We start from the raw sequence: 22,611 nt of genomic DNA on the forward strand, positions 1-22,611 counted from the left end.
TGCCCTAACGACGGGCCCTCCTATCCCAGGAACCGGCGCAGGTGCGCAGCCTCTTCTACGTAATGGAAGACGTTCATCGTGGTGTCTTCCTGTCCAACACTAGCCCAGATTGCGCTGGTAAGTCCCTCGTGCACTCGATCGATCTCGTCAGTGAACTGACCGGCCAGGCTCATGTACGGCTCACCAAGCAATTCCCTGACGTGCCGCTCGTTTGTAAATCGCAGGGCTGCCCGCAGGTCTCCATCCAGGTTCGGGTAGACCTCCCGGATGAAGCTCAGGTCGTCTTCTGTCAGGCAGGCCAGTCCCAACAGCTCTGGTGGCACCCCTATGGAGTAGAGTGAGGCGGCGAATCCGATGGCCCTGGGAAGCGTGACTCCTCCGACACCGCCGAGCGATCGCCCATAGCCGAACAGCCCAACGTGCATCTTGCGCTCGCGTCGCCTGGGGACGTGGGACGAGATGGCCCTGATGACATCGGTCATCTCCTGTACCCGCGCCTGGTACTCGTCCGTGGACTTGTCGATGATTTCCCTGGCGCGCGCCTGGTCGATGTACGTGGGCTCGGTGCGCTTGTGGTCCAGGATCTTCTGTATTCCTTCGCGGACGGTGTCCCTGTCGTAGTCGTACTTGAACGCCGACTGGACGGTGAACGTCTGTGCGCTGGGGTACTCCTGCAGCGAACGTTCGACGTTCACTGGCCCAAGGTGACCACGGAACGGCACGGAGCCAGCTCCGATAATCGGGTACAGCGGTATACCCAGCTTCACCTCGAGGTTGTGGAGTCGTAGCAGCCCGACCTTCAGGATCAGCTCAGCGGCCACCATTCCATAGTTGAGTGCAGGGTCGCTTCTAGCGAGGAACACCCGCTGATAGGGAAGGTCTCTATCCTGCAGGTACTCCTCGACTATGCGGTCGCAGTAAAACAGGTGCTCCATGTCCTCGATGAGTGGAATCACCCGTATGGTCTTGGGGTAGAACTCGCCTACCCAGTCTTTTACTGACTGACCGTAGAGCACGGTCCTGTCTTCCTGTCCTACGATCACACTTCGATAGTAGGCTTCAACCATCGCTATCTCTTCAGCGGATGTCGTAAGCGGGAGAATCACCTCCTGGATGGGAGCGACGTGTCCGTCACCGTAGAAGCTCTGCGCCATGTCCCAGGAAGAGGACACACTGTGGAGGGCCTCAACCATCGACTTGCGCATGTCCCGTTCCACTCTCGGGTTCGGGACCCGCAGCGTCAGGGCCACGTCGAGGCCTAGCTGGACATTCTCCTGGAAGAAGTCTGGGTAGCTGGTTAGCAGCTTCCGTACCACCTGGTTGTCCGCTTCTTTGCCCTCAGAGTCCCACATCTGCTCGTCGCAACCAAGGGCGAACACGTCCGCCGCCTCGTCAACCTCTCCATCTCCCTTCAACACACCCAGGTCGTCGGCGAATGGCGCCGGGCTGGCGTTGTCCGGATGTTGAGTACTCATCACTTTGGGAATCAAGGCCATGACACACCCCTTGCAATGATGCTGTGAGTTACACACGTTAGGTAGCAGCTTACATCGGGATTGATTGTACAGGATGGACAGTTCGGGACAACCCATCCTGTCATGGCCACAATCCAGCGACCTCAATCTCTGCGTAAGTAAGCCATATCACCCAATGACTAGACCATAAACTAGACCTAGAATTAGGCAAAAGCTCTATAAGGAGTCAATTCCAATGAGGTTCGGCCCCCCGGCATCCAGACCCTTCCGTTGGATCGCAATTCCAGGCTCGGCGATTTTGCTGCTCCTCTTTGTGTTCACGGCGGCCTGTGCAGAAGAGCAGCCACCTCCGCCTCCTCAGCAGCCAGCCTTGCCGGCGGAAGCGCCCACGGCTGTACCCATCGACACGGCTCCGCAGACCACACGAGTAGCCCCGCTGCCCGCTCCGACTGCTTCTCTTCCTCCACCGACTGTGGCGCCAACTTCAGCGCCTACCACACCTACACCGGCCCCCCGACCTACGCGCAACCCGTCTACAGCCGCTCCGACGCCGGTTCCGACCGAAACGGCGGCTCAGCCCACCGTTACACAGCCAGAAATGGACTCTGTCGCCATCGTCTGGGGAGACGTGTTCAAGCAGCTATCCACTGCTGAACAGGACTGCCTGGACGCGGAGTTGGGAAAAGACCAGCTGCAGGATATCGGTGCGAAACCCGTATCGCCTGAGCAGCCTCAATGGGCTCCCGCAGTAATTGGCTGCCTGGCCCCTGATACCGCTACGGCCTTCCCCGGGGCGATGATGTTTTCGCTGATGGTAAACGAAATGCTGCTGGGCGATGCCGGTCAGGGTGAGGTCCCACCGGAAGCCAGGGAGTGCATTCAGGAACTACTTGCCGATACGGATATTGGCGCGGTCATCGCGGCGGCGCTGCAGGATCCTGCAGCAGGCCAGGTGCCCAACCAGGCCGTAATGGACTTCGCCATGGGCATAGAGATGTGCGCTCCACCATCTACGGGAATGATGGGGCCGCCGCCCGGCGAGCATCCCGAACTTCCCATAGAGGCGACACTCTGGCAGTTCAGCGTGCCCGGATGGGCCATGAACGCGCCGACCGTATCGCACGGTATGGCGTACGTTGGAGCGGACGACGGAAACGTGTACGCACTCGACGCCGCGAACGGCGGACCAGTCTGGACCTTCGAGACAGGCGATGTCGTCAGGTCGCCGGCCGTGGTATCGGACAACTGACCGGAGACGTAGCATGGATTCTCGGCCCATCAGATAACATGCTGCAGTTCCTGTAGATCGCTGATGGCGTTCTCTACCTCGAATCGTCTGACGGATACCTGGTCGCGCTGGACGCCGTGACCGGCCATGAACTCTGGGGATTCAACAAGGGGTTCTTCTCTGGAGTCCGTACATACACGGTGTCCGACGGCGTCGTGTACTTCAGTTCACTGAATGGCGCGATCTACGCCATCGACGCGTCTGTCGCCGCGGGTCGGTGACGCTGCTGAAAGCCATCTAGCAGTTGACGCAGGGCGAACCTCGCTCCTGACGCGAGGTTCGCCCTCGTTACTTCATCCTGCTGAGGATCGCATCCCTTGCCTCCAGGAACGGTCTCTGGAGGAAGGCCAGGTGGTCCTCTTCGCCGTGTCGATGCGTGACCGACCCTACAGGCCGCACGCCGGCCGTCTGCTCGATGTAGGCCAGGTCGCCTTCAATCAGCGTCAGCATGTACTGGGCCGTCGCCGGGTCGAACATGTCCCACTCACCGCCGCAGGCCACATAGACCGGCGACGTGTGCGCGAACACTCCCCTGTTCCACACGTCGTGATGCGGGACGATGTCGAAGTAGTCATAGGCTCCCGTACGGGCGGCGATCCACGAGTGGCCGTCGACCCTGATCTTCTCGCGAAGTTCCAGCCTGCGGGCGCCTCTCCGACTATCCGTTCGTGCGACGACCCGGCCGTTCATCACGATCTCCAGCGAGAATACGGGGAGCACGCTCTCAGCCCACGCCTCGACTTCCACGGTGCCTGCGCCCGATATGGCAAGTGTGTCTCCGACCTCTTTGCCATCGACCGATAGGTGGATGATCGGGCCACCGCTCAGGAAAGTCCTGCCAGCGGCGACTGAGCGGCACCAGTTCTCGTAGGTGAACTCCTGGTCGTCCGGGAGCCGAGCATACGTGCGGTACAGCCCAACCGGAACTTCGCTGCTCATCTTGTCCGTTCCACCGACAAGCGGCAGCCGGTAGCCGCAGTTCAGGTAGCGGTAGTACTCCAAGTGGTTCGGACGTGTCTGCCGCAGCATCTCCACGCCGTCCAGACGACCGGTCGCTACCAGCGCAGCCGGTTCGCCGTTAGGGTTCGGGAAGTGCGGGTTGATCACCCATGCCCCTTGCGCGTGAGCCTCGTCCGCCCAGTGCGCCATCGTGGTCTCCAGATGACCGCCGATTTCGGCCTCTCCCGGCCCATCCGAGGCCCATGGCATGACAGGCTCCTTCAAGCCCCATAGGATCATGTGTCCCATGAAGTGCTGCCGGTTCTCCTGTGAGACGTAGACGATGTTGCTGCCGTTCTGGACGACGCTCGCTCTGCCCGTGAAGTCCTCCTTGTTGGTGAACAGGCTGCCCCACTGTGCCTGGAGCAGGTTGACCACGTTGAGGTCCTCGCCGCTCGACTCAAGGTGTGCTCCCTGCGGCGACAGGAAGTGCACATGCGAATCGCCGCTGTACCATCTACGGGCGTTCATGTCGGTCCAGCGCTTGATGCGAAGCTCCAGCCTCTGCTGTCCCGGCTCGATACGCACCTTCGTCCGAAGTGGCTCGTACTCGAAACCGCGGGCCACGTCGACGATCACATCGCCACGCGGCAGCCAGCCCTCGCACCGACCGTCGATGTACGCGTAAGTGATATGGCCCATGCGCACGTCGCCGCCGATGTCGATGTGCCAGGTCTCCAGGTTGGAGTTGACCTGGTTGTGATGGCCATGAGGCTGGTACGGGATTCCGTCCGGCGACCTGAAGTGCACGCGGCACGGTACAGGCCTGCCGGTGTCGTCGTCCACGACGGTGACCTTCACCCAGTTGCGGCCGGGATCTGCCAGCTCCACACGGACCCTGGGAGTCTCAGCCTTACACGACTTCTCAACCTCACCCCACGGCACCTGTCCCACGGTCTCGCCGTTCTGTTTGATCGACACGGTCGCCGACGGCACAGCGGAGATCTCCGCATACGACGGGCTCGCGTGCTCATTGGGCTGCTCACCAAATCCGCGGTGATACCCTGACACGAATCCATCGTCGGGATCCTTGGGGAGTGGGAAGGCGTAGGTCGTGTCTCCCCTGTCGACTTCAACGTCGACATCGAACGGCGTGGACGCCAGCACCGGATCAGTGATAGTGATCTTGGCCTCGCGGCGCCCCTGCCGGGCAAAGGGGTGCTCATCGACGTGTCCGAGCGTAACGCCCGCGACCACGAACGCTGGGCCCTTGGGCACGATCTCAATCGATTCGATGGGCACATCGGGTTCAGGATTGGCCCAGCTCCACAGGAAGTAGCTCTTCGCATTGGCCTGGAGATACTCGGTCTGTCGACGCCCGATCTCGTGCCAGGGGCCCTCAGTGCGATGGAACAACTGGTGCTTGCCGTCTGTTACCGCGAGAAATGGGAGACCGGACGGGCCACGGAACGAGTCCATGGGCACCGAGCTAATTTCGAAGCGCTCCCTGATGGGCACCACGTGGCGGTTGCCATTCTCCAGCGTGAAGACATAGTCAGCCACGTGCGTTCCGACGGGGCCGCCCTCGTCGATTTCCGTGGTGACAAGCCTGTGAGCGAAGAGGACTCTGTGGGCAGAGCGATCTACCGGGATCGTGGTCGCTTCGCTTTCGCCTTCCAACGAAATGAAGCATCTGGCTGGATCGTCGCCTATGTCGAACGGCAGACCCCTGAAGTGCCTGGGGCCAATCTCGGCCGTTGCATCCTCTCCGAGCGCGTCTATCCCACCATTAAGGTGCGAGGCGATATCGAGCGGTTCATAGTCGGCCATGTTCTCACCTCCGGCTCGGTAAACGTCACTGCGCCACGTGAGTCGTCAATACTTACGTCCCGTCGACTATTAGCACGTTGGAGTTCGCCGAATCGAGGCGCATCTTCAGCGCTGGTGCATAGTCGTCAGAGTGGTACCACTCCTTCGCACGCTCAAAGCTTTCGAACTCGATAATCACTGTCCGATGGGCAGTCCTGTCACCTTCCAGGACAACCACCTCGCCTCCACGTGCGAGATACTTGCCACCATACTGCTCGACCGTGGCAGATACCAGCTTGCCGTACTTGGCAAACAGTTCAGGGTCGGTTACATCCACGTCTGCGATTACGTACCCGGCCATTTCATTCCTCCTTACGGCATCTTACAATGATATGATGTATGTGCATTGCGTATGCATTCTAACATTGGGGGAGTCATGAGAGAAATCACTGCCACCACAACCCAGAGAAACCAGGTCACAATCCCTGTTGAGGTACGACGCCTACTTCACCTGAAACCTCGGGATAAGGTCACCTTTACCATCGACGACTCTGGGGAAGTTCACTTACAGGCAGCTTCATTCACCTTGGAGTCTGCCTTCGCGTCCGTTAGGCCCTCCCAACGTCCCGAAGACTTCAAGGCGATCTCGCGAATGGCCAAGGATGCCAAGGCAGAGAAGACCGCGAGAGAATTGGACGAAGCATGAGGTTTGTGGACACCAATGTGTTCCTCAGGTACCTGACTGGTGACGACGAAATCAAAGCCCAGGCCTGTTACGAGTTGTTTCAGCGTGTGAACCAGGGTGAAGAGGAACTGTTCACATGTGAGGCCATCGTATCCGAGGTAGTTTATGTCCTCTCTTCCACACGTGCTCCATACAGGCTAAGCCATGACGAGATCAGGGCCCGGCTAGTCCCAATTCTGACACTTCGGGGACTGAGACTGCCTCAAAAACGCGTCTACCTCGAAGCTCTAGATCTCTATGCATCGTCACCATATCTGGATTTTGAGGACGCACTGGCTGTTGCGCATATGCAACGGCAAGGAATCGCCGAGATTGTAAGTTACGACAGGGACTTTGACCGCATAGCTGGGATCCGAAGGACTGAGCCGAGCACACCCAGCAACGTTTAGTGAACTGAATAGTCTTAGGCTAAGCAGCAGTTCTTCTTGACCTAGTTCTTGAACGGTCGAACATTCTGAATGCCTCACTTTCGTCGGGGGTGTACATATTGCTGGCCCGCATCTACACAGTCGGACACAGTAATCACACTTGGGAGGCCTTTTCGCCACTGCTGTTGGACAACGCGATCGAGCTCCTGGTCGATGTCAGATCAAGACCGGTCTCACGGTTCGCTCGATTCTCCAACCGCCGCACGTTTCCAGGGCTGCTCGAGTCTATCGGCATCGATTACGAGTTCATGGGGAGACCTCTCGGCGGCAGGCCAGAAGACCCGACGATGTATGACTCCAAGGGCAAGCCCGACTACGGCAAGATGAGCACGATAGCTGAGTTTCAGATCGCCATAGACGAACTGGTCGGCGTGGCTTCTCAGAGACGTACTGTAATCCTCTGTTCTGAAGGCGATCCCAAGCTGTGCCACCGCCGCCTTCTGCTTGGTCCACCACTACAGGCTGCGGGACTCGAGCTTTTGCATATCATGCGTGACGGAGATGTCAGTGTAGAGCTAGAAATCTCGAACGACGGGTGAACCTGTATGTGGATTCAGATCCTAACGGGCGAGACGCCCGCGCTCCATTAGAAAAACCGGCCTTGAGGCGTCTCCACTGGCCCTGACTCGAACTCAAGACCAAGGTGCTCGTAGGCGTTGCGTGTGGCGACGCGGCCCCGCTGCGTGCGTTCGAGGAAGCCGAGCTGGAGCAGGTACGGCTCGTACACGTCCTCGATGGTGTCCGGGTCCTCGCTGATGGATGCGGCGAGCGTGCCCAGTCCCACGGGTCCGCCGGAAAACTTCTCGACAATGGACCCCAGCACGCGCCTGTCGATGTCGTCCAGCCCGATAGCGTCCACCTGGAGCCTGTCGAGCGCCTCACGAGCGACCTCGGCAGTGATCATGTTGTCAGCCACTACCTGGGCGTAGTCCCGCACTCGCCTAAGCAACCGGTTGGCGACCCGTGGGGTACCGCGGGAGCGACGTGCGATCTCAGAGACCCCTTCTTCTTCGGCTTCGATCTCCATGATCCTGGCGGAGCGGGAGACGATAGTGCGCATCGCAGCATCATCGTAGAAGTCGAGACGGTGGACCTGGCCGAACCTGTCTCTCAGCGGTGCGCTGACCATTCCGAACCTGGTGGTCGCTCCGACCAGCGTGAACGGCCTGATGCTCAGGTTCATTGCCCGCGCCTTCAGGCCCTTGTCGATCACCTCGCTGGGTAGAGTATCTCCTCGACGACCCGGCTCAGCCGGTGGACCTCGTCTACGAACAGGATGTCGTTCTCCTGGAGCTGCGTCAGGATGGCCACCATGTCGCCCGGGCGCTCGATGGCAGGCCCGGAGGTCGTTCTGACCCTCACGCCCATCTCGACGCCGAGTATGTTTGCGAGCGTCGTCTTGCCCAGACCAGGAGGCCCGTACAGCAGGCAGTGGTCGAGGGGCTCATTGCGCTGCAGTGCGGCCTTGATCGAGATATCGAGGTTAGACTTCAGCAGGTCCTGGCCAACGTAGTCACGCAGTCTGCGCGGACGCAGGCTGCTATCCAGGCTATGGTCGTCATCCTGGGCGCTGCCGGATATTATTCTTTCACTCTGGGTCATAGGAAACTACGAGTTCTCCGGGAAGGACGAGCCACAGGATTGAGAGTGCTAGAATGTGGCCGTCGCAACTATGTTAACAGACCCCGCGAGGGGTTGAGTGGAGGGGCAACATGCCCAGCGAAAACAAGCAGGAGTGGCAAGAGTCCACCCTAGACCCGGTACTGAAACGCTTTGGAGAGCGCCAGGACTCTTTTGAGACGGCCTCGGGCATCACAGAGGACGCCCTCTATACGCCTGAGGACCGCGATGGAGCCGACTACGCTGATCAACTTGGCTACCCGGGTGAGTATCCATACACGCGCGGCGTCCAGCCGACCATGTACCGTGGCCGGCTATGGACGATGCGGCAGTACGCTGGACTCGCCTCTCCTGAAGAGTCAAATCGCCGTTACCATTACCTGATCGAGCACGGACAGACAGGTCTCAGCGTCGCATTCGACCTGCCCACTCAGACAGGGTACGACTCGGACCATCCCATGGCGCAGGGCGAGATCGGCCGGACCGGGGTCCCGATAAGCAGCCTCGCCGACATGGAGACACTGTTCGACGGCATTCCGCTCGACCGCGTAAGCACGTCGATGACGATCAACGCTACGGCGCCGATTCTGCTCGCCCTGTACATCGCTGTCGCCAAGGCGCAAGGCATTGACCCAGCAGGTCTCAACGGCACCATCCAGAACGACATTCTCAAGGAGTACATCGCACGAGGCACATATATCTACCCACCGAAGCCTTCAATGCGCCTGGTAACGGACACGTTCGAGTACTGCTCGGAACACGTGCCGCGATGGAACACCATCAGCATAAGCGGCTACCACATGGCCGAGGCCGGAGCGACAGCCGCACAGGAGTTGGCTTTCACATTCTCCAACGCGATCGCTTACGTTCAGGCGGCGGTCGACGCCGGACTAGACGTTGACAGATTCGCGCCCCGGTTGAGCTTCTTCTTCGTCGCACAGAGTCACCTGTTCGAGGAGATCGCAAAGTTCAGGGCGGCCCGCCGGATGTGGGCCAAGATCATGCGCGAGAGATTCGGGGCGGAGAATCCCAGGTCGTGGACATGCCGTTTCCACACTCAGACTGCGGGCGTCACCCTGACAGCGCAGCAGCCTGACAACAACACGATCCGCACGACGATCCAGGCGCTCGCGGCCATTCTCGGCGGAACTCAGTCACTGCACGTCAACTCCAAGGATGAGGCGCTTGCTCTTCCCACCGAGGAGTCGGTGCAGCTCTCGCTTCGCACCCAGCAGATTCTCGCGTACGAGATGGGCGTCGCCAACACGGTCGATCCGCTGGCGGGTTCGTACTACGTGGAGAGGCTGACCGACGAGGTCGAGGAGAAGGCGTTCGAGTATATCCAGCACATAGACGACCTGGGAGGCGCCCTGTCTGCCCTCGACAACGGCTACCAGATCCAGGAGATCCATGAGAGCGCCTTCAGGCACCAGAAGATGGTCGAGGCGGAGGAGCGGGTAGTCGTTGGAGTCAACAGGTTCCAGGCCCCTACCCCGCCGATTGAGCGCCTGCAGACGATTGGCAGTCTGGAAACTCAAAACCAGTTGGACAGACTGGCACAGATCAGGAGAGACCGGGACGACTCGGTGGTCAGCGCGGCGCTGGCCCGCATCGAAGATGTGGCCCGTGGGTCCGAGAACGTCATGCCCGCGATCATCGAGGCGGTCGAGGCCTACGCTACCCTTGGCGAGATTTCGGACGTCTTCAGGACTGTCTTCGGCGAACAGCATGAGTTCGCGCCGTTCTAGTGGCAGGAAGCAAGTAGACTGGCCGTCCCGGCTTAGAGGAACCTCAGGCAAGTTGCGCCCGCTGATCCAGTGCGTAGCGTGGCGACTCGAATGGACTTGACGATCCTTTTTAGCTCAAAGATCCATGTGGTAGATTGTCCACATTGTTGGCACAGTTGGTCTTGATGATTTGGAAGGGGGAATCATGAACGACGACATCAGGGGATTTCTGACTTTCAGAAGAATGATTACACCAGTCCTCATTCAGATCGTGTATTGGGTACTTACGGTAATTGCAGTCATCGGCGGGCTGGTGTTGTTGGTCACCGGTGATGGCGACGAGAGGTGGGGCGGACTGGCTCTTCTCATACTTGGACCGATTGCCATACGGCTGTATGCAGAGATTTTCATGGTGATCTTCAGGATCAACGAGACCCTCACCGACATAAGGGACCAGAAGCGAGACGAGTAGCAGTCCTTTCCTAGACCGGGCGAGGCTGGCTCAGGTGAAGGCGGGTTGCCTGCACAACCGGTCTTGGGTTGTACTAGCGGCTTTTTCGCCTTAACCTTGGATGGTCTGGCCTGTTCGCCGCCGCATCCAGAAAGCGCAATGCGAGCAGATTCCTACTTGCGGGACTGGCCCAGGTAACCTTAGTTCACACAAGAGACCCTATGAACTCTGATAGACTTCGGTCCATTTGGGTTGACTTAAGAGTGACGAAGTTAGATATTGTCACTGATCAATCGCGAAGTTCAAGTCTCGGATTCACTGAACTTGTGCTTTACAGGGACCTAGTTCTCAGCAGGTGAATGAGATGGCATGGGTTCGAACTGGTGGATATAGCCTGCCGCCTGGCATCATCCTTGGTGACGACGAGGCGATTGTTGACGGCGTTGAACTGAAGACTTCCCTGATCTTCCCGATGAAGAATACCTTCGTGTTGACGAATCGCAGATGTGGGGGGCGCTACCAAACTGGAATGTTCAGCTCTGATGAGTTTCAGTATCCACTGAACAATATAGCTTCCGTAGGGGTCAGTACAGGAATCTCAATAGGAATGGTGTTTTTGGGGCTGCTGCTGGTAGCGGTTGGGTTGGGGACACTATCTGCGGGAGAGGTAGTTGGAGTCGTAGTCGGACTGCTCTTCGCTGCCCTGGGTGTCCTTGTCCTGATTTCGTCACGCAAGTCTACATTTAGAATTACAAACAACGCCGGTCAATCACTCGACTGTAAAGCCATAGGGTTTGAACAAGCCAAGGCTAGGGAATTCGCCGCGCACGTCAGTCGAGAAGTAGCCAACGCCTAAGTATGCCACTAGTCAGACTGACTGGTCTGATTAGTAGCTAGCCAACAGCGCAGCGTTGCAGGTTCAGCGCTGCGCTGTGCTTTGGTTGGGCTGCTGTGCCTTCCCACGCACCAGGTCAAAAGTGCCGCCTGCTTCAGTATTTCTGGACCGGCTGCCTAAGAATGAGACAATCTGAACATCACATACACATTTCTCAATGCTATTAGACCTCAAGAGTGACGTATTCTCAGGCAGAATTGTCGTCCTAGCGCGACACGCCGCTCCTGGTGTCGACACGAGCGTACCGACATCCAGATGGGGTCTCAGTCCGGAAGGCGTTGCGAGCTGCTTTGAATTTGCCGCGAGTCTCCGCCGATACCTACCCGCTGTGGTGACGTCGAGCACTGAGCCCAAGGCGGTAGAGACCGCAACAGCCATCGCGGAATATCTAAGACTGGACGTATCAACGCGCGACGGCCTACGAGAACACAGTCGTTCAGGAGAATTTCTGTCCAGTGCTCACTTCCACGACAGTATCAAGGAGTTCTTCGGAGGTCCAAACGAAGTTGTCTACGGGCAGGAGTCCTGCGAAGAGCTGGGACTTCGGATTGAGAACGAAGTTCAAGCAGCCTTGTCGAGTGACTCTGTGAGCAACGCAATACTGGTAACTCACGGCACCGCAATGACGAGCTTCATCATGCGTCACTGGCAGGTGGACCCGTTCGAGCTCTGGAAGTCGCTGGGCCTGCCCGCTTATCTGGCATTCACCGTACCCACCTTTGATATAGTTGGCACGAGTGGAATCGACACGACCCTGTTCAAGAAGACTCACTCCGGAGCCTAGACGATGACCGAACTGCTACTCAACGAAGAAGAGCTGATGCTGCGGAACCTCGTGCGCGAGTTCGCCGATGCGGAGCTCGCTCCACGTGCCGCAGGGTACGACGAGACCGCGGAGTTCCCCTGGAAGAACATGAAGGGTCTCGCTGAGCTTGGAATCCTGGGACTTGGCATCGACGAGGAGTACGGCGGCAGTGGAGGCTCCACCCGGCAGCTCACGATTGCAGTCGAAGAGATCTCGCGTGGATGCGCGGCCACCGCGACGGTGCTTGGCGCACAACTCTCGCTCTGTACACAGTACATCAACATGTTCGGCACTGAGGGTCAGAAACGCGAGTTCATTCCGCCCCTGGTGGCCGGCGAGAAGATAGGCGCTTTCGCCCTCACGGAGCCGGGAGCAGGCTCCGATGCCGCCGCGATGACCACCATGGGCACAAAGTCCAACGGTGGGTACGTCCTCAACGGTACCAAGACCTTCATCACCAACGCACCTGAGGCCAGCACGATGGTGGTTATGGCCTCCCAGGACCGCAGCCTCGGCTCCCGCGGCATCAACTCGTTCATCCTCGAGTGCGACACTCCGGGCATTACGGTAAACCCGCTACACGGCAAGATGGGTATTCGTGCATCGTCTGCCGCAGAGGTGGTCTTTGAGGACTGTCCCGTGCCGGACGAGAACCGCATGGGCAACGAGGGCGATGGCTTCCGCATGACAATGGAGGTGCTGAACGCCAGCCGGATGGCGATAGCGGCCCAGTGCGTCGGCATCGCGCAGGCTGCCTACGATGCCGCCCTCGCGTACATCAAGCAACGTGAGGCCTTTGGGCAGAAGCTCGCCGAATTCCAGGGGATGCAGTGGTACCTCGTCGACATGGCAACCAGCATCGAGGCGGCCCGACTGCTCACGCTCAAGGCTGCCACCCTGAAAGACGAAGGCCGGCCCTTCGTCACCGAGGCTTCCATGGCGAAGCTCTACTGCTCGCGGGTCGCCGTCGAGTGCGCCGATAAGGCTGTCCAGATGCACGGCGGAGTCGGTTACTTCGCGCCCACCAATGTCGAACGCTACTATCGCGATGCCAAGGTCCAGGAGATCTACGAGGGCACGTCCGAGATTCAGCGGCTCATCATCGCCCGCAACCTGCTGAGAGACTAAGGAGAACCAGATTGGCTGACTCCCCCTGCACAGCCCGACACATCAACCACGTCGCCCTCGCTGTGAGCGACATCGATGAAACGCTCGCCTTCTACCGTGACGTGTTCGGCACCGGCGAGGCCGAAGTCGAGGACATCGAAGACCAGGCAGTGAGAGCCGCACTGGTACGCATTGGCGGATCGCAGCTTGAGCTCATCCAGCCGACCGATCCGGAGGGCGGCGTTGCGAAGTTCATTGAGCGAAGAGGCGAGGGCGTACACCACATTGCCTTCGAGGTCGACGATCTCCAAGCGAGCCTGGACGCTCTGAACGAACACGGCGTCCGGACCATTGACAACGCGCCACGTGAGGGTCTGTCCGGCATGATCGGGTTCATCCACCCACGCTCGACAAGGGGCGTCCTTATCGAGCTGGTGGACCAGGATACCGCGCGGAGGTAGCTGACGTGTCTAATCAATACCCCGTTCGAGTCTTGGTCGCGAAACCCGGACTCGATGGCCACGACAGAGGGGCCAAGATCATCGCCCGCGCCCTGCGCGACGCCGGCATGGAGGTCATCTACACCGGCATCAGGCAGACGCCGCAGATGATCGTCGAGGCCGCACTTGAGGAAGATGTGGACGTCATCGGACTGAGCATCCTGTCCGGGGCGCACCTCGATCTCTTCCCGCAAATATTCGAGGGCCTGCGACTCAACGAAATGGACGACGTCTCGGTAGTGGCCGGTGGCATCATCCCCGAGTCGGACAGGATCCAGCTCGAGGCGATGGGTGTCAAGGCGGTGTATGGCCCTGGATCACCCACGTCCGAGATCGTAGACCGTGTCAGGGAACTGGCTGCGGAGCGGGCAGAGAGCCTGTAGCTAGTTCGTATCTGGCGGGTCTATCTCGACAGGGGTACCGAAGTCTGAGAGCCGAATCTCCAGCACCAGATCGGCCGTTCCTGTAATTCCAGCGCTCGCAAGAGGCAGCCCAAGCGCGTCGAGGTCAATTTCGCCGCCTGCGTCGATCCTGTACACCAGCCAGTCCTCAGCGCCTATCCAAACGTCTGCTGACTCAATCTCATCACCCAGGCCGCTAAGCGCCTCGATCTGCGGAGTGCCCGTTAGGTGAAGGGTCTCCACATCATCCAGAATTTCAGTTCCCTCTATGGCAGGATCTAACAGCGCCGGAGTGTCGCCGCCCATGAGCAGTGCGGGATTGGGCAGAGCAATAGAGCCAGGCGGAGCCTCCTCCCACACTTTGGTCTGAGGATTGGTCGTCCAGACCCTGTCACCAATGATGATGAGGTCGATCTGGAGCGAGAAGAAGAACACATTGAGGACGAGGCTGGCCTCGCTGCTGTCCGGGGCAGCAGAGAACCCGCTGTACGTGATGGGAATCTGGATTTCGCTGTCCGTAGAGTCCACCAACAGGTGTCCGGTTACCTCGAAAGCGAACGACTCGACCTGGGACATCGCCTCCGCTGAGTTTTCGAGAACATGCTCCGCCCCAGGAACGCTCTCTCCAGCTTCAGAGTCCTCCTCGACATCCCTGGAGTCCGAATCAGGAGTCTCAGTCGGGACAGGCGGCGGCGCCGTCGGCTGCGGTGTGGGAGTCGCCGTAGGAGATGGGGTCGGCGTGGCCGTAGGCATCGGAGTGGGCGTGATTGTCGGAGACGGTGTTGGGGTAGCCGTTGGTTCAGGCGTCCCTGTTGGCGTTGGCTCGGGCGCGGCCTCACCGCACGAGACAACGACCACCAGGGCGAGCGCACAGAGCATTATTTTCGCTATTCTGGACATGGCAGACCGACTGATTATAGACGACGGAAAGCGAGACCGATGCCTAACCTGGCGATAGTATTCGACTTCGACGGCGTCGTGCTGGATACCGAGACGCCCCTGTACTCCTCATGGGAGGAGATGTACTCCAGGCACGGCGTACACCTGGACCTTGAGATGTTCGCCACCTACATAGGCGGCGCTGACTACTTCGACTTTCACCTGGACCTGGAGAAGCAGACGGGCCTCTCGTTCGACAGGCAGAGCCTCATGGAAGAACGCAGAGCGATGTACCGGGAGCACGTTGCCGGCAACACGATTCTGCCCGGAGTGCAGGACTATCTGTCAGAGGCGCGAGCCAGTGGGTTCCGGATTGGGCTCGCCTCGAACTCGGACATCGGATGGGTGGCCTCCAACCTCAAGGAGCTTGGGCTGTACGAGAAATTCGACGTACTCAAGACAAGGGACGACGTGGTCAACGTCAAGCCCAACCCTGAGATGTACCTGGCTGCGCTGTACGACCTGAAGACCGAACCCGAGCACGCCATCGCGATCGAAGACTCCGCCAGCGGCGTAGCAGCCGCGACGTCAGCGGGACTCTTCACCGTCGCTGTTCCGAACCCCGTTACGAAGTACCACAACCTGAGTAAGGCCGACGTCATCCTGGACAGCCTGGCAGCAACTCCCTTCCCGGACCTGGCCGCCATGGCATCGGACCGTCGGGACTGCTCAGCTTGATAATGGGTTCAAGCTAATATAGACTCCAACGAACTGAGAATCGGCTCCTTTAGCCGCCTCAAACACGATACAAAGGAGAGTACGTCATGCCTAAAGTCAGCGGACTCGGACACGTAGGAATCTTCGTTCACGACTTGATGAAGCAGCGCGACTTCTACTCTCGCGTAATGGGACTGGAGATAGCAGACGAGGACATCGAAGGCCGAGGCATGGTCTTCCTCAGCGCCCATCCCGACGAGGAGCATCACGAGTTCGTCATCATGAAGGGCCGCACTGGCGGATCGGACGCTCAGGTCATCCAGCAGCTTTCGTTCAAGGTTGACACTCTCGCCGAACTCAAGGAGTTCCACACCGTCTTCAAGGACGAGGGTGTGGAGATTCAGCGTACCGTCAGTCACGGCAACGCCTTCGGGATGTACGCGTCCGACCCCGAGGGGAATACCATCGAGGTCTACTACAAGACCGGCTTCCCGGTGCCGCAGCCTCACGGCGACCCCGTGGACCTGGACGACTCCGAAGAGGAGCTGCTGGAGATCGCAAGGTCGGCAATTCCCGCCTCGTAAATCACAAGTAAGAGTTCGAATAAGGCCCGCGGGTAAGACCCGCGCCACAGGTGGAGGGCGAATCAAGATGAAGCTAGTGTTGAAGGCCGACCGCCTGATCGACGGCACAGGCAGCGATCCTGTTAAGGACGCGGCCGTAGTCGTCAAGGACGGACGAATCTCGGAGGTGACCACTCAGGACAAGCTCCAGATTGGCGAGCGCGAAGATGTCGACGTAATCGACGTTGCCGGCGGCACGCTGATGCCCGGCTTCATCGAGATGCACTCCCACATCCACTGTAGCGCCCAGGCTGACGCCTACACGCACATCACCACCGAGAGTAACGAGACCTTTATCATGCGCGGGACCAAGGCAGTTCGAGCTGCCCTCAGTTCCGGCGTAACAACGATGCGCGACCTGGGAAGCAGGAACCAGGTAATTCTCCCAATCAAGTCTGCCATCGAGAACAACATCATTCCCGGCCCCAGGCTGATTGCCGCCGGTACTCCCATAACGACTACAGGCGGTCACTGCAACATGTTCGGCACGGAAGCCGACACCGCCGATGAGGTTGTCACCGCGATTCGGAATCAGTTCAAGCTCGGCGCGGACTGCATTAAGGTCATGTCCACCGGCGGCGGGTTTACGCCGGGCACAAACGTCCGGGCGCCACAGTACCCGGTAGAGACCCTGAAGGCTGCGGTCACTGACGCCGAACGACTTGGTCTCCGAGTTGCCGCTCACTGCCACGCCTCAGCCGGAGTCAGGAACTGCGTGGATGCGGGAATCCACAACCTGATCCACTGCTCGTGGCTCGCCGAAAACGAAGAGGATATGTACGACTACGATACCGACTACGCCGACATGATCGCGGAGAAGGGTATCTACGTCGATCCCACCCTCGCGCTCGGACGGTTGAATGCCTTGCGTGGCCGTGTCAGGGCTGGCGGTGGACAGGGCATGGGTGACCCTGCACGGCGATTCGAGATTCTGAGAGACATGTGGGACCGTGGCGTGAAGTTCGTGACCGGAATGGACTCCGGGATGACCAACGCCAACTTCGACGACTTCGCGTACATCCCCCAGGTCATGGTCGAAGAGATGCACATCTCCCCGATGGAGGCGATCGTCTGCTCAACTCAGACCTCGGCAGAGTGCCTGGGCCTGGAAGACGAGATTGGTACGCTCGAGGCAGGCAAGTCTGCCGACGTCGTGATAGTCAACGGAGATCCATCGGAGGACATCACTGCGCTTCACAACGTCAACACGATCGTTACGCAGGGCGCAGTCGCCAAACGAGACAACGAGCTTCTCATCTAGTCCCAGTCCTGGTCGGCCCGGGACGGATGGCATGTCCTCAAAAATGAGGATAGGTTCGGCATTCGCTGCCTTAATCCTGCTCGTCTTCCTGTCGTGCGGCGGAAGCACAACGGAGCCTCCCACGCCTCAGCCTTCACCGACTGCCCAAGTGAAGGCTGCCGCTCCGGTAGCTACGGCAACCTCACTACCCGCTCCTACTGCAACACCTATCTCGCCTACTGCGGTTCCAACTCCGATACCGCCCGCCAGCACGCTAGTCCCTCCTGATCCCACGGCTACCACGATGCCGGTCCAGCAGGCGGTGCATTCGACACCAGCTCCTTCTCCCCCATTCCGACAGTCGCCCCACAGTCAGCACAGACGTCTCCAACTCCTCCCAACGTTATCGGACTCGAGCCTCCCGGTCGCATACCCGCTCCGGCACCGGTCGGTCTCGACGGTTGGGTAAATTCCGAGCCACTTACTGTGTCCGACTTCGCGGACAAGATCATCCTGTTCGACTTCTGGACGTACACCTGCGTGAACTGCGTACGCACCCTGCCCTACCTTCAGGACTGGCACGAAAAGTACGCGGACCTGGGTCTGCTGATCGTCGGGGTCCACACTCCGGAGTTCGACTTCGAGAAGCTGCCCGAAAACGTCGCCGCTGCTGTCGCCGACCTCGGCGTCGGGTACGCCGTAGCCCAGGACAACGAGCGCATGACCTGGAACGCATATCGCGTCCAGGCGTGGCCCACCAAGTACATCGTCGACGGCGATGGCTTCGTTCGCTACTACTATCGTGGCGAGGGCGCGTACGCCGACACAGAGCTTGTCATCCGATTCCTGCTGGGGGAGATGGGGCGAGACGTCTCACACATCGACCCGAACACAGAGCCAGATCCCGAGCCCATCGCAGGCACCCAGGCCACCGACTTTGAGAATTTCCTGACAAGGGAGCTCTACGCTGGGACACGTCGCAACATCGACTTCGGTGGTGCGTACATCCTCAATGAGGAATTCTACAACGCAGCCGGTGAAGTTCAGGAGTACACCGATCCCGGCGAGCACAGGAACCATTTCCTGTTCCTGCAGGGGTCGTGGCAGAGCACGGAGGAGAGCCTGGAGTACGCGGCGACCGATTCCAGCTACGAAGGCTACATCGGCTTCCGATTCTTCGCCAACGAGGTGAACGCGGTGCTCAACCACATGCCTGGAGAGTCGTACGACTTCCGCGTAGAGATCGACGGCGGCCCGGTGCCTCAGGCGTCCGCCGGGTCGGACATCCAGTACGACGACGAGGGCAACAGCTACGTCACCGTGGACTCCGCCCGTATGTATCGCCTGATCAGGCAGGCTGACGTCACCTCCCACGACTTGCTGCTCAGGCCCGCAGACGACCGCTTCTCAGTCTTCGCCTTCACCTTCGGAGCCTACGGGGAAGACGGCAACTAGACATGGTCCCACCACTAGTCCAATCCCAAATGGCCTCGATCGCTCAGAATGACGCTTGACGTCCATCGTCATCAAGATCTACACTTCGCACTGTAATGATCCTAGGCTATCGCGATAGGCGAACCGCGCGCTTTGCTGCTGGAGAATTCGTCCCTGCTTTCCAAGGATTTGAACGCCAAGCGGCGAAGAGGCTATCCATACTGAACGCAGCCCCGGCGCTGGACACGTTGAGTGCACTCCCCAGCAATCGGCTGGAGGCCCTCAGAGGATCGAGACGAGGTCAGTACTCGATTCGCATCAGCCGGCAGTGGCGCATTTGCTTCACTTGGTCGGAAGGATCGGGGCCAACTGATGTTGAGATCGTCGACTATCATTAGAAGAATGAGGTAGCAGGAGAAATGTTCAGAAGAGCAGTTCACCCCGGGGAGATTCTAGACAACCTTTGCTCGTGAGATCGATGTGCCTCCAAACCGTGTCAGCCAGATAATCTCGGGCAAGCGCTCTGTGACCAGCGACACCGCCCTCCGGTTTGGACACTGGTTCGGAGTCGACCCGCAGTTCTGGCTCAATCTGCAGACTCAGTTTGACTTGGCTGAAGCAGAGCTACGAATTGGCGCCGCAGTGCGGCAGCTGCCAACGGCGAGTACCGGATGATTGTCGTTAGCGGCGGCCTTCTGCCATCTCTGATGCATCCGGGTGGCGGCGCAGCATCCATAGTGACACGAGTCCGGCTACTGCGAGCAGTCCGTTGAACCCGAACGCCAGTCCCCAGCCTGCTGCACCCTCGACGATATCGAGTATTCCCCCGGCCAGTATTGGCGCGATTGCCCCGACTGTGAACCCGATGAAGTTCTGGACTCCCTGCGTCGACCCAATCCGGTTCGCCGGTGCGAGCTCAGTCGCAGCCGTGGAGTAGATCGCCGAGTCGGCTGCCGTGGCAAAACCGTACACGAATCCCAGCGCTATCAGCACGATCAGCGGTGCCCCCAGCAGCCATCCTACAACGAACGACACTGCCCCACTGACGGCGAATATGACCCCTGCGCCAGCTGTGCGCCCGAGCCGGTCGGAGAGCATTCCGCCGAGGAATACACCCACGCTGCCACTCATGAACATGAGGCCCGCCCAGGTCGCAGCTATGACTGCCGCCTCACCCGGCTCGCGACCACTCTCCATGAGCGCGGCCACCAGTAGCAGAGGGAGCCACAGCCTTGCGAGATATAGCTCTGCCGTGTGGAGCGCGTAGGCGAGGTTCAGCAGAAGAATCGACCCGCCCTTGAGAATTCTCAGGTCAGGCCCCCATGATCTCGGCGAGTTAGTCATGTCCTCGTCTGAGCGCCTGTCGCGCACCACCCACAGGGCTATTGCGACCCCGACCAGTCCCACCAGCGAGGTGATAAGATACGCAGTCCGCCACGAATCGGTCAGGTCTAGCAGCAGACCTGTAAAGGCGTAGGAACCCGTCGTACCCACAAAGCCGATGCTGACGAACGTACCCACCGCCGTCCCGCGCATACTGCCTGCGAATCTCAGCGAAACCAGCCTGACTCCTGGAATGTACGCGCCAACGTGTCCCGCGCCTGCCGCACATCTGAGCAGTGATGCCGTCCAGATGTCGCGGGCAAGCAACGGGAACAGCACGTTGGCGACGGCCATGACCACGATGCTGGCAAGCAGCACCTTCCTGGCCGGAACCCGGTCGGTGACTGGAAGCAGGAAGACAGCGGACAGCGCGCTGCCCACGAGGTACGCGCTGAAGACGACAGCCGCCTCCGTATTGTTCATCGACCATTCGTCCCGCACGAACGGCACAGAGACGATGTAGCTGGAGAACGGAAGAAGCGTCAGGAGCAGCGTGGAGCTGATCGCAGTCAGCCACAGAATGTCCGACCAGCTCACCAGCCCAAATCGGACCCTTGCCCCGGACTCTTTGTCAGTTGCCATAGTGAATCACCGATCTCGCCCGCCATGTTACCCTATTGCAATCACATGGCAGGTTGGGCGCTGGGCGTGCCAACCAGGCCCAACGAGTACCATGCGTCCGTCTCCCATGACGACCAGCCTGCGACCCATCGCAGCCCTCGCGGTTGTGGCATTGTTCACGCTCACCTTCGCGTGCTCTTCGGACGAAACACCGGAGGCCACAGACGACTCCTCCAGTGCCACAGTGCCTGCATTCGAGAGCGTCGCCCCCTCAGTTCTGGGCTCGCTATTCCAAGTGTCTAATTACAGGCCGGGAGTCGCGATTTTCGACTACGACCGCGACGGCGACTTCGACTTCTACCTGACGCAGCAGGCCGGTCGCCCCAACCGCCTGTTCCGCAACGACGGCGAGATGACGTTCATCGATGTCGCGGACGAGGCAGGTGTAGCTGCCAAAGATCAGGGTTCGAGCGGTGTGGTCGCCTGCGACCTCAACAACGACGGCTACCAGGACCTCTACGTTGGCGGTCGCGGCGTCGAGGGCGACGGCCTCGACTTTCGTTCGGCGGAGACTGGCGACGAGGAGCTGCGGGCGGCACACGCCGATAAGCTCCTGATGAATCTCGGAGACGGCACATTCGAGGACATCTCCGAGATTGCGTTTGGCGGATCTCCAAACATTCGCTCGGCCGCGACAGTGACGTGCGCCGACGTCGATCTCGACGGATGGCTCGACATCTTCGTTGCCAACCTCGTCGACGAGGACTTCTTCTTTCTGGGAGGACCCAACCATCCGGGCCACTTCAACGTGATGCTGCGCAACAGGGGCGACGGAACTTTCGAGGACGTTTCAGAGTCCGCTGGAGTTCGCGGAGACCAGGTCTGGATGCGCGACCAGTCTGGCGCTCCCGTGACCTTCACCGACGAGTCAGGGGTCAGCTACGAGGGGTATGACCCGTCACACGTGGACCGGGAAGGCAACCGCGTCGCCGACCCCACCGGCCCCTCGCACGGCGCCGTCTTCTTCGACTACAACGACGACCGGCTGCCGGACCTCTGGGTTGCAACAGATGGCGATCACCTGGAGCTCTACCGGAACCGGTCGACTCAGGGTTCAATCAGCTTTGAACCAGTTGCACAGCAGATGGGCTTTCCCAAGGTCGGCAACTGGATGGGGTTTGCGGTCGGCGACTACAACGCCGACGGACAGCTCGACGTGTTCGCCTCAAACGTCGGCTATCACCTTCGGCTCGGCCCGCCCCAGCCTAGTCCGGGTCCGGACTGCAAGTACAATGAGCAGTTCGCGTGGGGATCGTGCCTGAACGCCTTGTTCAGGCTGAATGAGAAAGGCGCCTTCGAGGACGTCGCTCCTGAGATCAACGTGGAACCGAGCGCTCTCATGCCTCCCAAGTCACTCGACCCCGAGAACATCGATCCGGCGTGGCCTGTCCCAACGGGGCTATCTGCGTACGACTTCGGCTACGGTGCGACGTTCTTCGACATGGACAACGACGGCTACGAAGACCTCTACTGGCTCGGCTCGGAGCTTGCAGCAGGAGGCGGCCCGGGAGGCAGCGTGTACCC

General features: G+C 59.6%; 23 protein-coding genes and 2 pseudogenes. 19 read left to right on the forward strand and 6 right to left on the reverse strand.

What is annotated here, in order from left to right; all coding sequences use genetic code 11:
* Nucleotides 1-20: 20 nt before the first annotated feature.
* Complete coding sequence (ppcA, locus tag J4G14_03375; GenBank protein ID MCE2456837.1) at nucleotides 21-1,496, reverse strand: phosphoenolpyruvate carboxylase; 1,476 nt, start codon at nucleotides 1,494-1,496, stop codon at nucleotides 21-23.
* Between the two features lie 214 nt (nucleotides 1,497-1,710).
* Between ppcA and J4G14_03380 the strand changes: the two genes are divergently transcribed.
* The gene (locus J4G14_03380; protein ID MCE2456838.1) at nucleotides 1,711-2,724 is read left to right on the forward strand and encodes a PQQ-binding-like beta-propeller repeat protein; all 1,014 of its coding nucleotides are present in this window, start codon (nucleotides 1,711-1,713) and stop codon (nucleotides 2,722-2,724) included.
* A 56-nt stretch (nucleotides 2,725-2,780) separates the two neighbouring features.
* Nucleotides 2,781-2,984, forward strand: a complete 204-nt coding sequence (locus J4G14_03385) for a PQQ-like beta-propeller repeat protein (GenBank protein ID MCE2456839.1) — start codon at nucleotides 2,781-2,783, stop codon at nucleotides 2,982-2,984.
* Nucleotides 2,985-3,051: 67 nt separating this feature from the next.
* On the opposite strand, the gene J4G14_03390 is transcribed toward J4G14_03385, so the two are convergent.
* Nucleotides 3,052-5,532: a CehA/McbA family metallohydrolase gene (locus J4G14_03390; GenBank protein ID MCE2456840.1), complete on the reverse strand. Its 2,481-nt coding sequence runs from the start codon at nucleotides 5,530-5,532 to the stop codon at nucleotides 3,052-3,054.
* Between the two features lie 52 nt (nucleotides 5,533-5,584).
* Nucleotides 5,585-5,872, reverse strand: coding sequence for a DUF1330 domain-containing protein (locus tag J4G14_03395; protein ID MCE2456841.1), 288 nt, complete (start codon nucleotides 5,870-5,872; stop codon nucleotides 5,585-5,587).
* 75 nt (nucleotides 5,873-5,947) lie between these two features.
* On the opposite strand from J4G14_03395, the gene J4G14_03400 reads away from it, so the two are divergent.
* From J4G14_03400 to J4G14_03410, 3 genes are all read left to right on the forward strand, one after another.
* Nucleotides 5,948-6,217 carry a type II toxin-antitoxin system PrlF family antitoxin gene (locus tag J4G14_03400; protein ID MCE2456842.1) on the forward strand — a complete coding sequence of 90 codons (270 nt, stop codon included), beginning with the start codon at nucleotides 5,948-5,950 and terminating at the stop codon, nucleotides 6,215-6,217.
* Complete coding sequence (locus J4G14_03405; GenBank protein ID MCE2456843.1) at nucleotides 6,214-6,645, forward strand: type II toxin-antitoxin system VapC family toxin; 432 nt, start codon at nucleotides 6,214-6,216, stop codon at nucleotides 6,643-6,645. The genes J4G14_03400 and J4G14_03405 overlap by 4 nt, the downstream gene beginning before the upstream one ends.
* Nucleotides 6,646-6,743: 98 nt before the next feature.
* Entirely contained in the window at nucleotides 6,744-7,223 is a 480-nt protein-coding gene (locus tag J4G14_03410; GenBank protein MCE2456844.1) for a DUF488 domain-containing protein, read from the forward strand.
* A 47-nt stretch (nucleotides 7,224-7,270) separates the two neighbouring features.
* Here the strand turns inward: J4G14_03410 and ruvB are convergent.
* Nucleotides 7,271-8,286: pseudogene (gene ruvB, locus J4G14_03415) on the reverse strand (Holliday junction branch migration DNA helicase RuvB).
* A 110-nt stretch (nucleotides 8,287-8,396) separates the two neighbouring features.
* On the opposite strand from ruvB, the gene J4G14_03420 reads away from it, so the two are divergent.
* The 7 genes from J4G14_03420 (at nucleotide 8,397) to J4G14_03450 (ending at nucleotide 14,172) form a co-directional block, all read left to right on the forward strand.
* The gene (locus tag J4G14_03420; protein ID MCE2456845.1) at nucleotides 8,397-10,052 is read left to right on the forward strand and encodes a methylmalonyl-CoA mutase family protein; all 1,656 of its coding nucleotides are present in this window, start codon (nucleotides 8,397-8,399) and stop codon (nucleotides 10,050-10,052) included.
* Nucleotides 10,053-10,236: 184 nt separating this feature from the next.
* Entirely contained in the window at nucleotides 10,237-10,503 is a 267-nt protein-coding gene (locus J4G14_03425) for a DUF4282 domain-containing protein (protein ID MCE2456846.1), read from the forward strand.
* A gap of 343 nt (nucleotides 10,504-10,846) precedes the next feature.
* A complete protein-coding gene (locus J4G14_03430) occupies nucleotides 10,847-11,338 on the forward strand; it encodes a hypothetical protein (GenBank protein ID MCE2456847.1) in 492 nt (163 codons plus the stop codon).
* Nucleotides 11,339-11,534: 196 nt separating this feature from the next.
* Complete coding sequence (locus J4G14_03435) at nucleotides 11,535-12,161, forward strand: histidine phosphatase family protein (protein MCE2456848.1); 627 nt, start codon at nucleotides 11,535-11,537, stop codon at nucleotides 12,159-12,161.
* A 3-nt stretch (nucleotides 12,162-12,164) separates the two neighbouring features.
* On the forward strand, nucleotides 12,165-13,310 hold the full coding sequence (locus J4G14_03440) for an acyl-CoA dehydrogenase family protein (protein MCE2456849.1): 1,146 nt from the start codon (nucleotides 12,165-12,167) through the stop codon (nucleotides 13,308-13,310).
* An 11-nt stretch (nucleotides 13,311-13,321) separates the two neighbouring features.
* A complete protein-coding gene (mce, locus tag J4G14_03445; GenBank protein ID MCE2456850.1) occupies nucleotides 13,322-13,750 on the forward strand; it encodes a methylmalonyl-CoA epimerase in 429 nt (142 codons plus the stop codon).
* 5 nt (nucleotides 13,751-13,755) lie between these two features.
* The gene (locus tag J4G14_03450) at nucleotides 13,756-14,172 is read left to right on the forward strand and encodes a cobalamin B12-binding domain-containing protein (protein ID MCE2456851.1); all 417 of its coding nucleotides are present in this window, start codon (nucleotides 13,756-13,758) and stop codon (nucleotides 14,170-14,172) included.
* Here J4G14_03450 and J4G14_03455 read toward each other — a convergent pair whose 3' ends face one another.
* Nucleotides 14,173-15,090 (reverse strand): LppX_LprAFG lipoprotein, encoded by a 918-nt coding sequence (locus tag J4G14_03455; protein ID MCE2456852.1) that lies wholly within the window; start codon nucleotides 15,088-15,090, stop codon nucleotides 14,173-14,175. It lies immediately after the preceding gene.
* Nucleotides 15,091-15,129: 39 nt separating this feature from the next.
* Between J4G14_03455 and J4G14_03460 the strand changes: the two genes are divergently transcribed.
* From J4G14_03460 to J4G14_03485, 6 genes and pseudogenes are all read left to right on the forward strand, one after another.
* On the forward strand, nucleotides 15,130-15,807 hold the full coding sequence (locus J4G14_03460; GenBank protein ID MCE2456853.1) for an HAD-IA family hydrolase: 678 nt from the start codon (nucleotides 15,130-15,132) through the stop codon (nucleotides 15,805-15,807).
* Between the two features lie 86 nt (nucleotides 15,808-15,893).
* Nucleotides 15,894-16,370: a VOC family protein gene (locus tag J4G14_03465; GenBank protein MCE2456854.1), complete on the forward strand. Its 477-nt coding sequence runs from the start codon at nucleotides 15,894-15,896 to the stop codon at nucleotides 16,368-16,370.
* A 67-nt stretch (nucleotides 16,371-16,437) separates the two neighbouring features.
* Complete coding sequence (locus J4G14_03470; GenBank protein ID MCE2456855.1) at nucleotides 16,438-17,670, forward strand: amidohydrolase family protein; 1,233 nt, start codon at nucleotides 16,438-16,440, stop codon at nucleotides 17,668-17,670.
* A 465-nt stretch (nucleotides 17,671-18,135) separates the two neighbouring features.
* Nucleotides 18,136-19,104, forward strand: coding sequence for a redoxin domain-containing protein (locus tag J4G14_03475; protein ID MCE2456856.1), 969 nt, complete (start codon nucleotides 18,136-18,138; stop codon nucleotides 19,102-19,104).
* A gap of 95 nt (nucleotides 19,105-19,199) precedes the next feature.
* Entirely contained in the window at nucleotides 19,200-19,481 is a 282-nt protein-coding gene (locus J4G14_03480; protein ID MCE2456857.1) for a type II toxin-antitoxin system RelE/ParE family toxin, read from the forward strand.
* 21 nt (nucleotides 19,482-19,502) lie between these two features.
* A pseudogene (locus J4G14_03485) lies at nucleotides 19,503-19,758 on the forward strand (HigA family addiction module antidote protein).
* Between the two features lie 6 nt (nucleotides 19,759-19,764).
* Here J4G14_03485 and J4G14_03490 read toward each other — a convergent pair.
* Nucleotides 19,765-21,048: an MFS transporter gene (locus J4G14_03490; GenBank protein ID MCE2456858.1), complete on the reverse strand. Its 1,284-nt coding sequence runs from the start codon at nucleotides 21,046-21,048 to the stop codon at nucleotides 19,765-19,767.
* 106 nt (nucleotides 21,049-21,154) lie between these two features.
* Between J4G14_03490 and J4G14_03495 the strand changes: the two genes are divergently transcribed.
* Nucleotides 21,155-22,611 (forward strand): VCBS repeat-containing protein (locus tag J4G14_03495; GenBank protein MCE2456859.1); only part of this gene is annotated, 1,457 nt, incomplete at its 3' end.

Source organism: Dehalococcoidia bacterium (assembly GCA_021295915.1).
Lineage (GTDB): Bacteria > Chloroflexota > Dehalococcoidia > Lucifugimonadales > UBA1123 > VXRN01.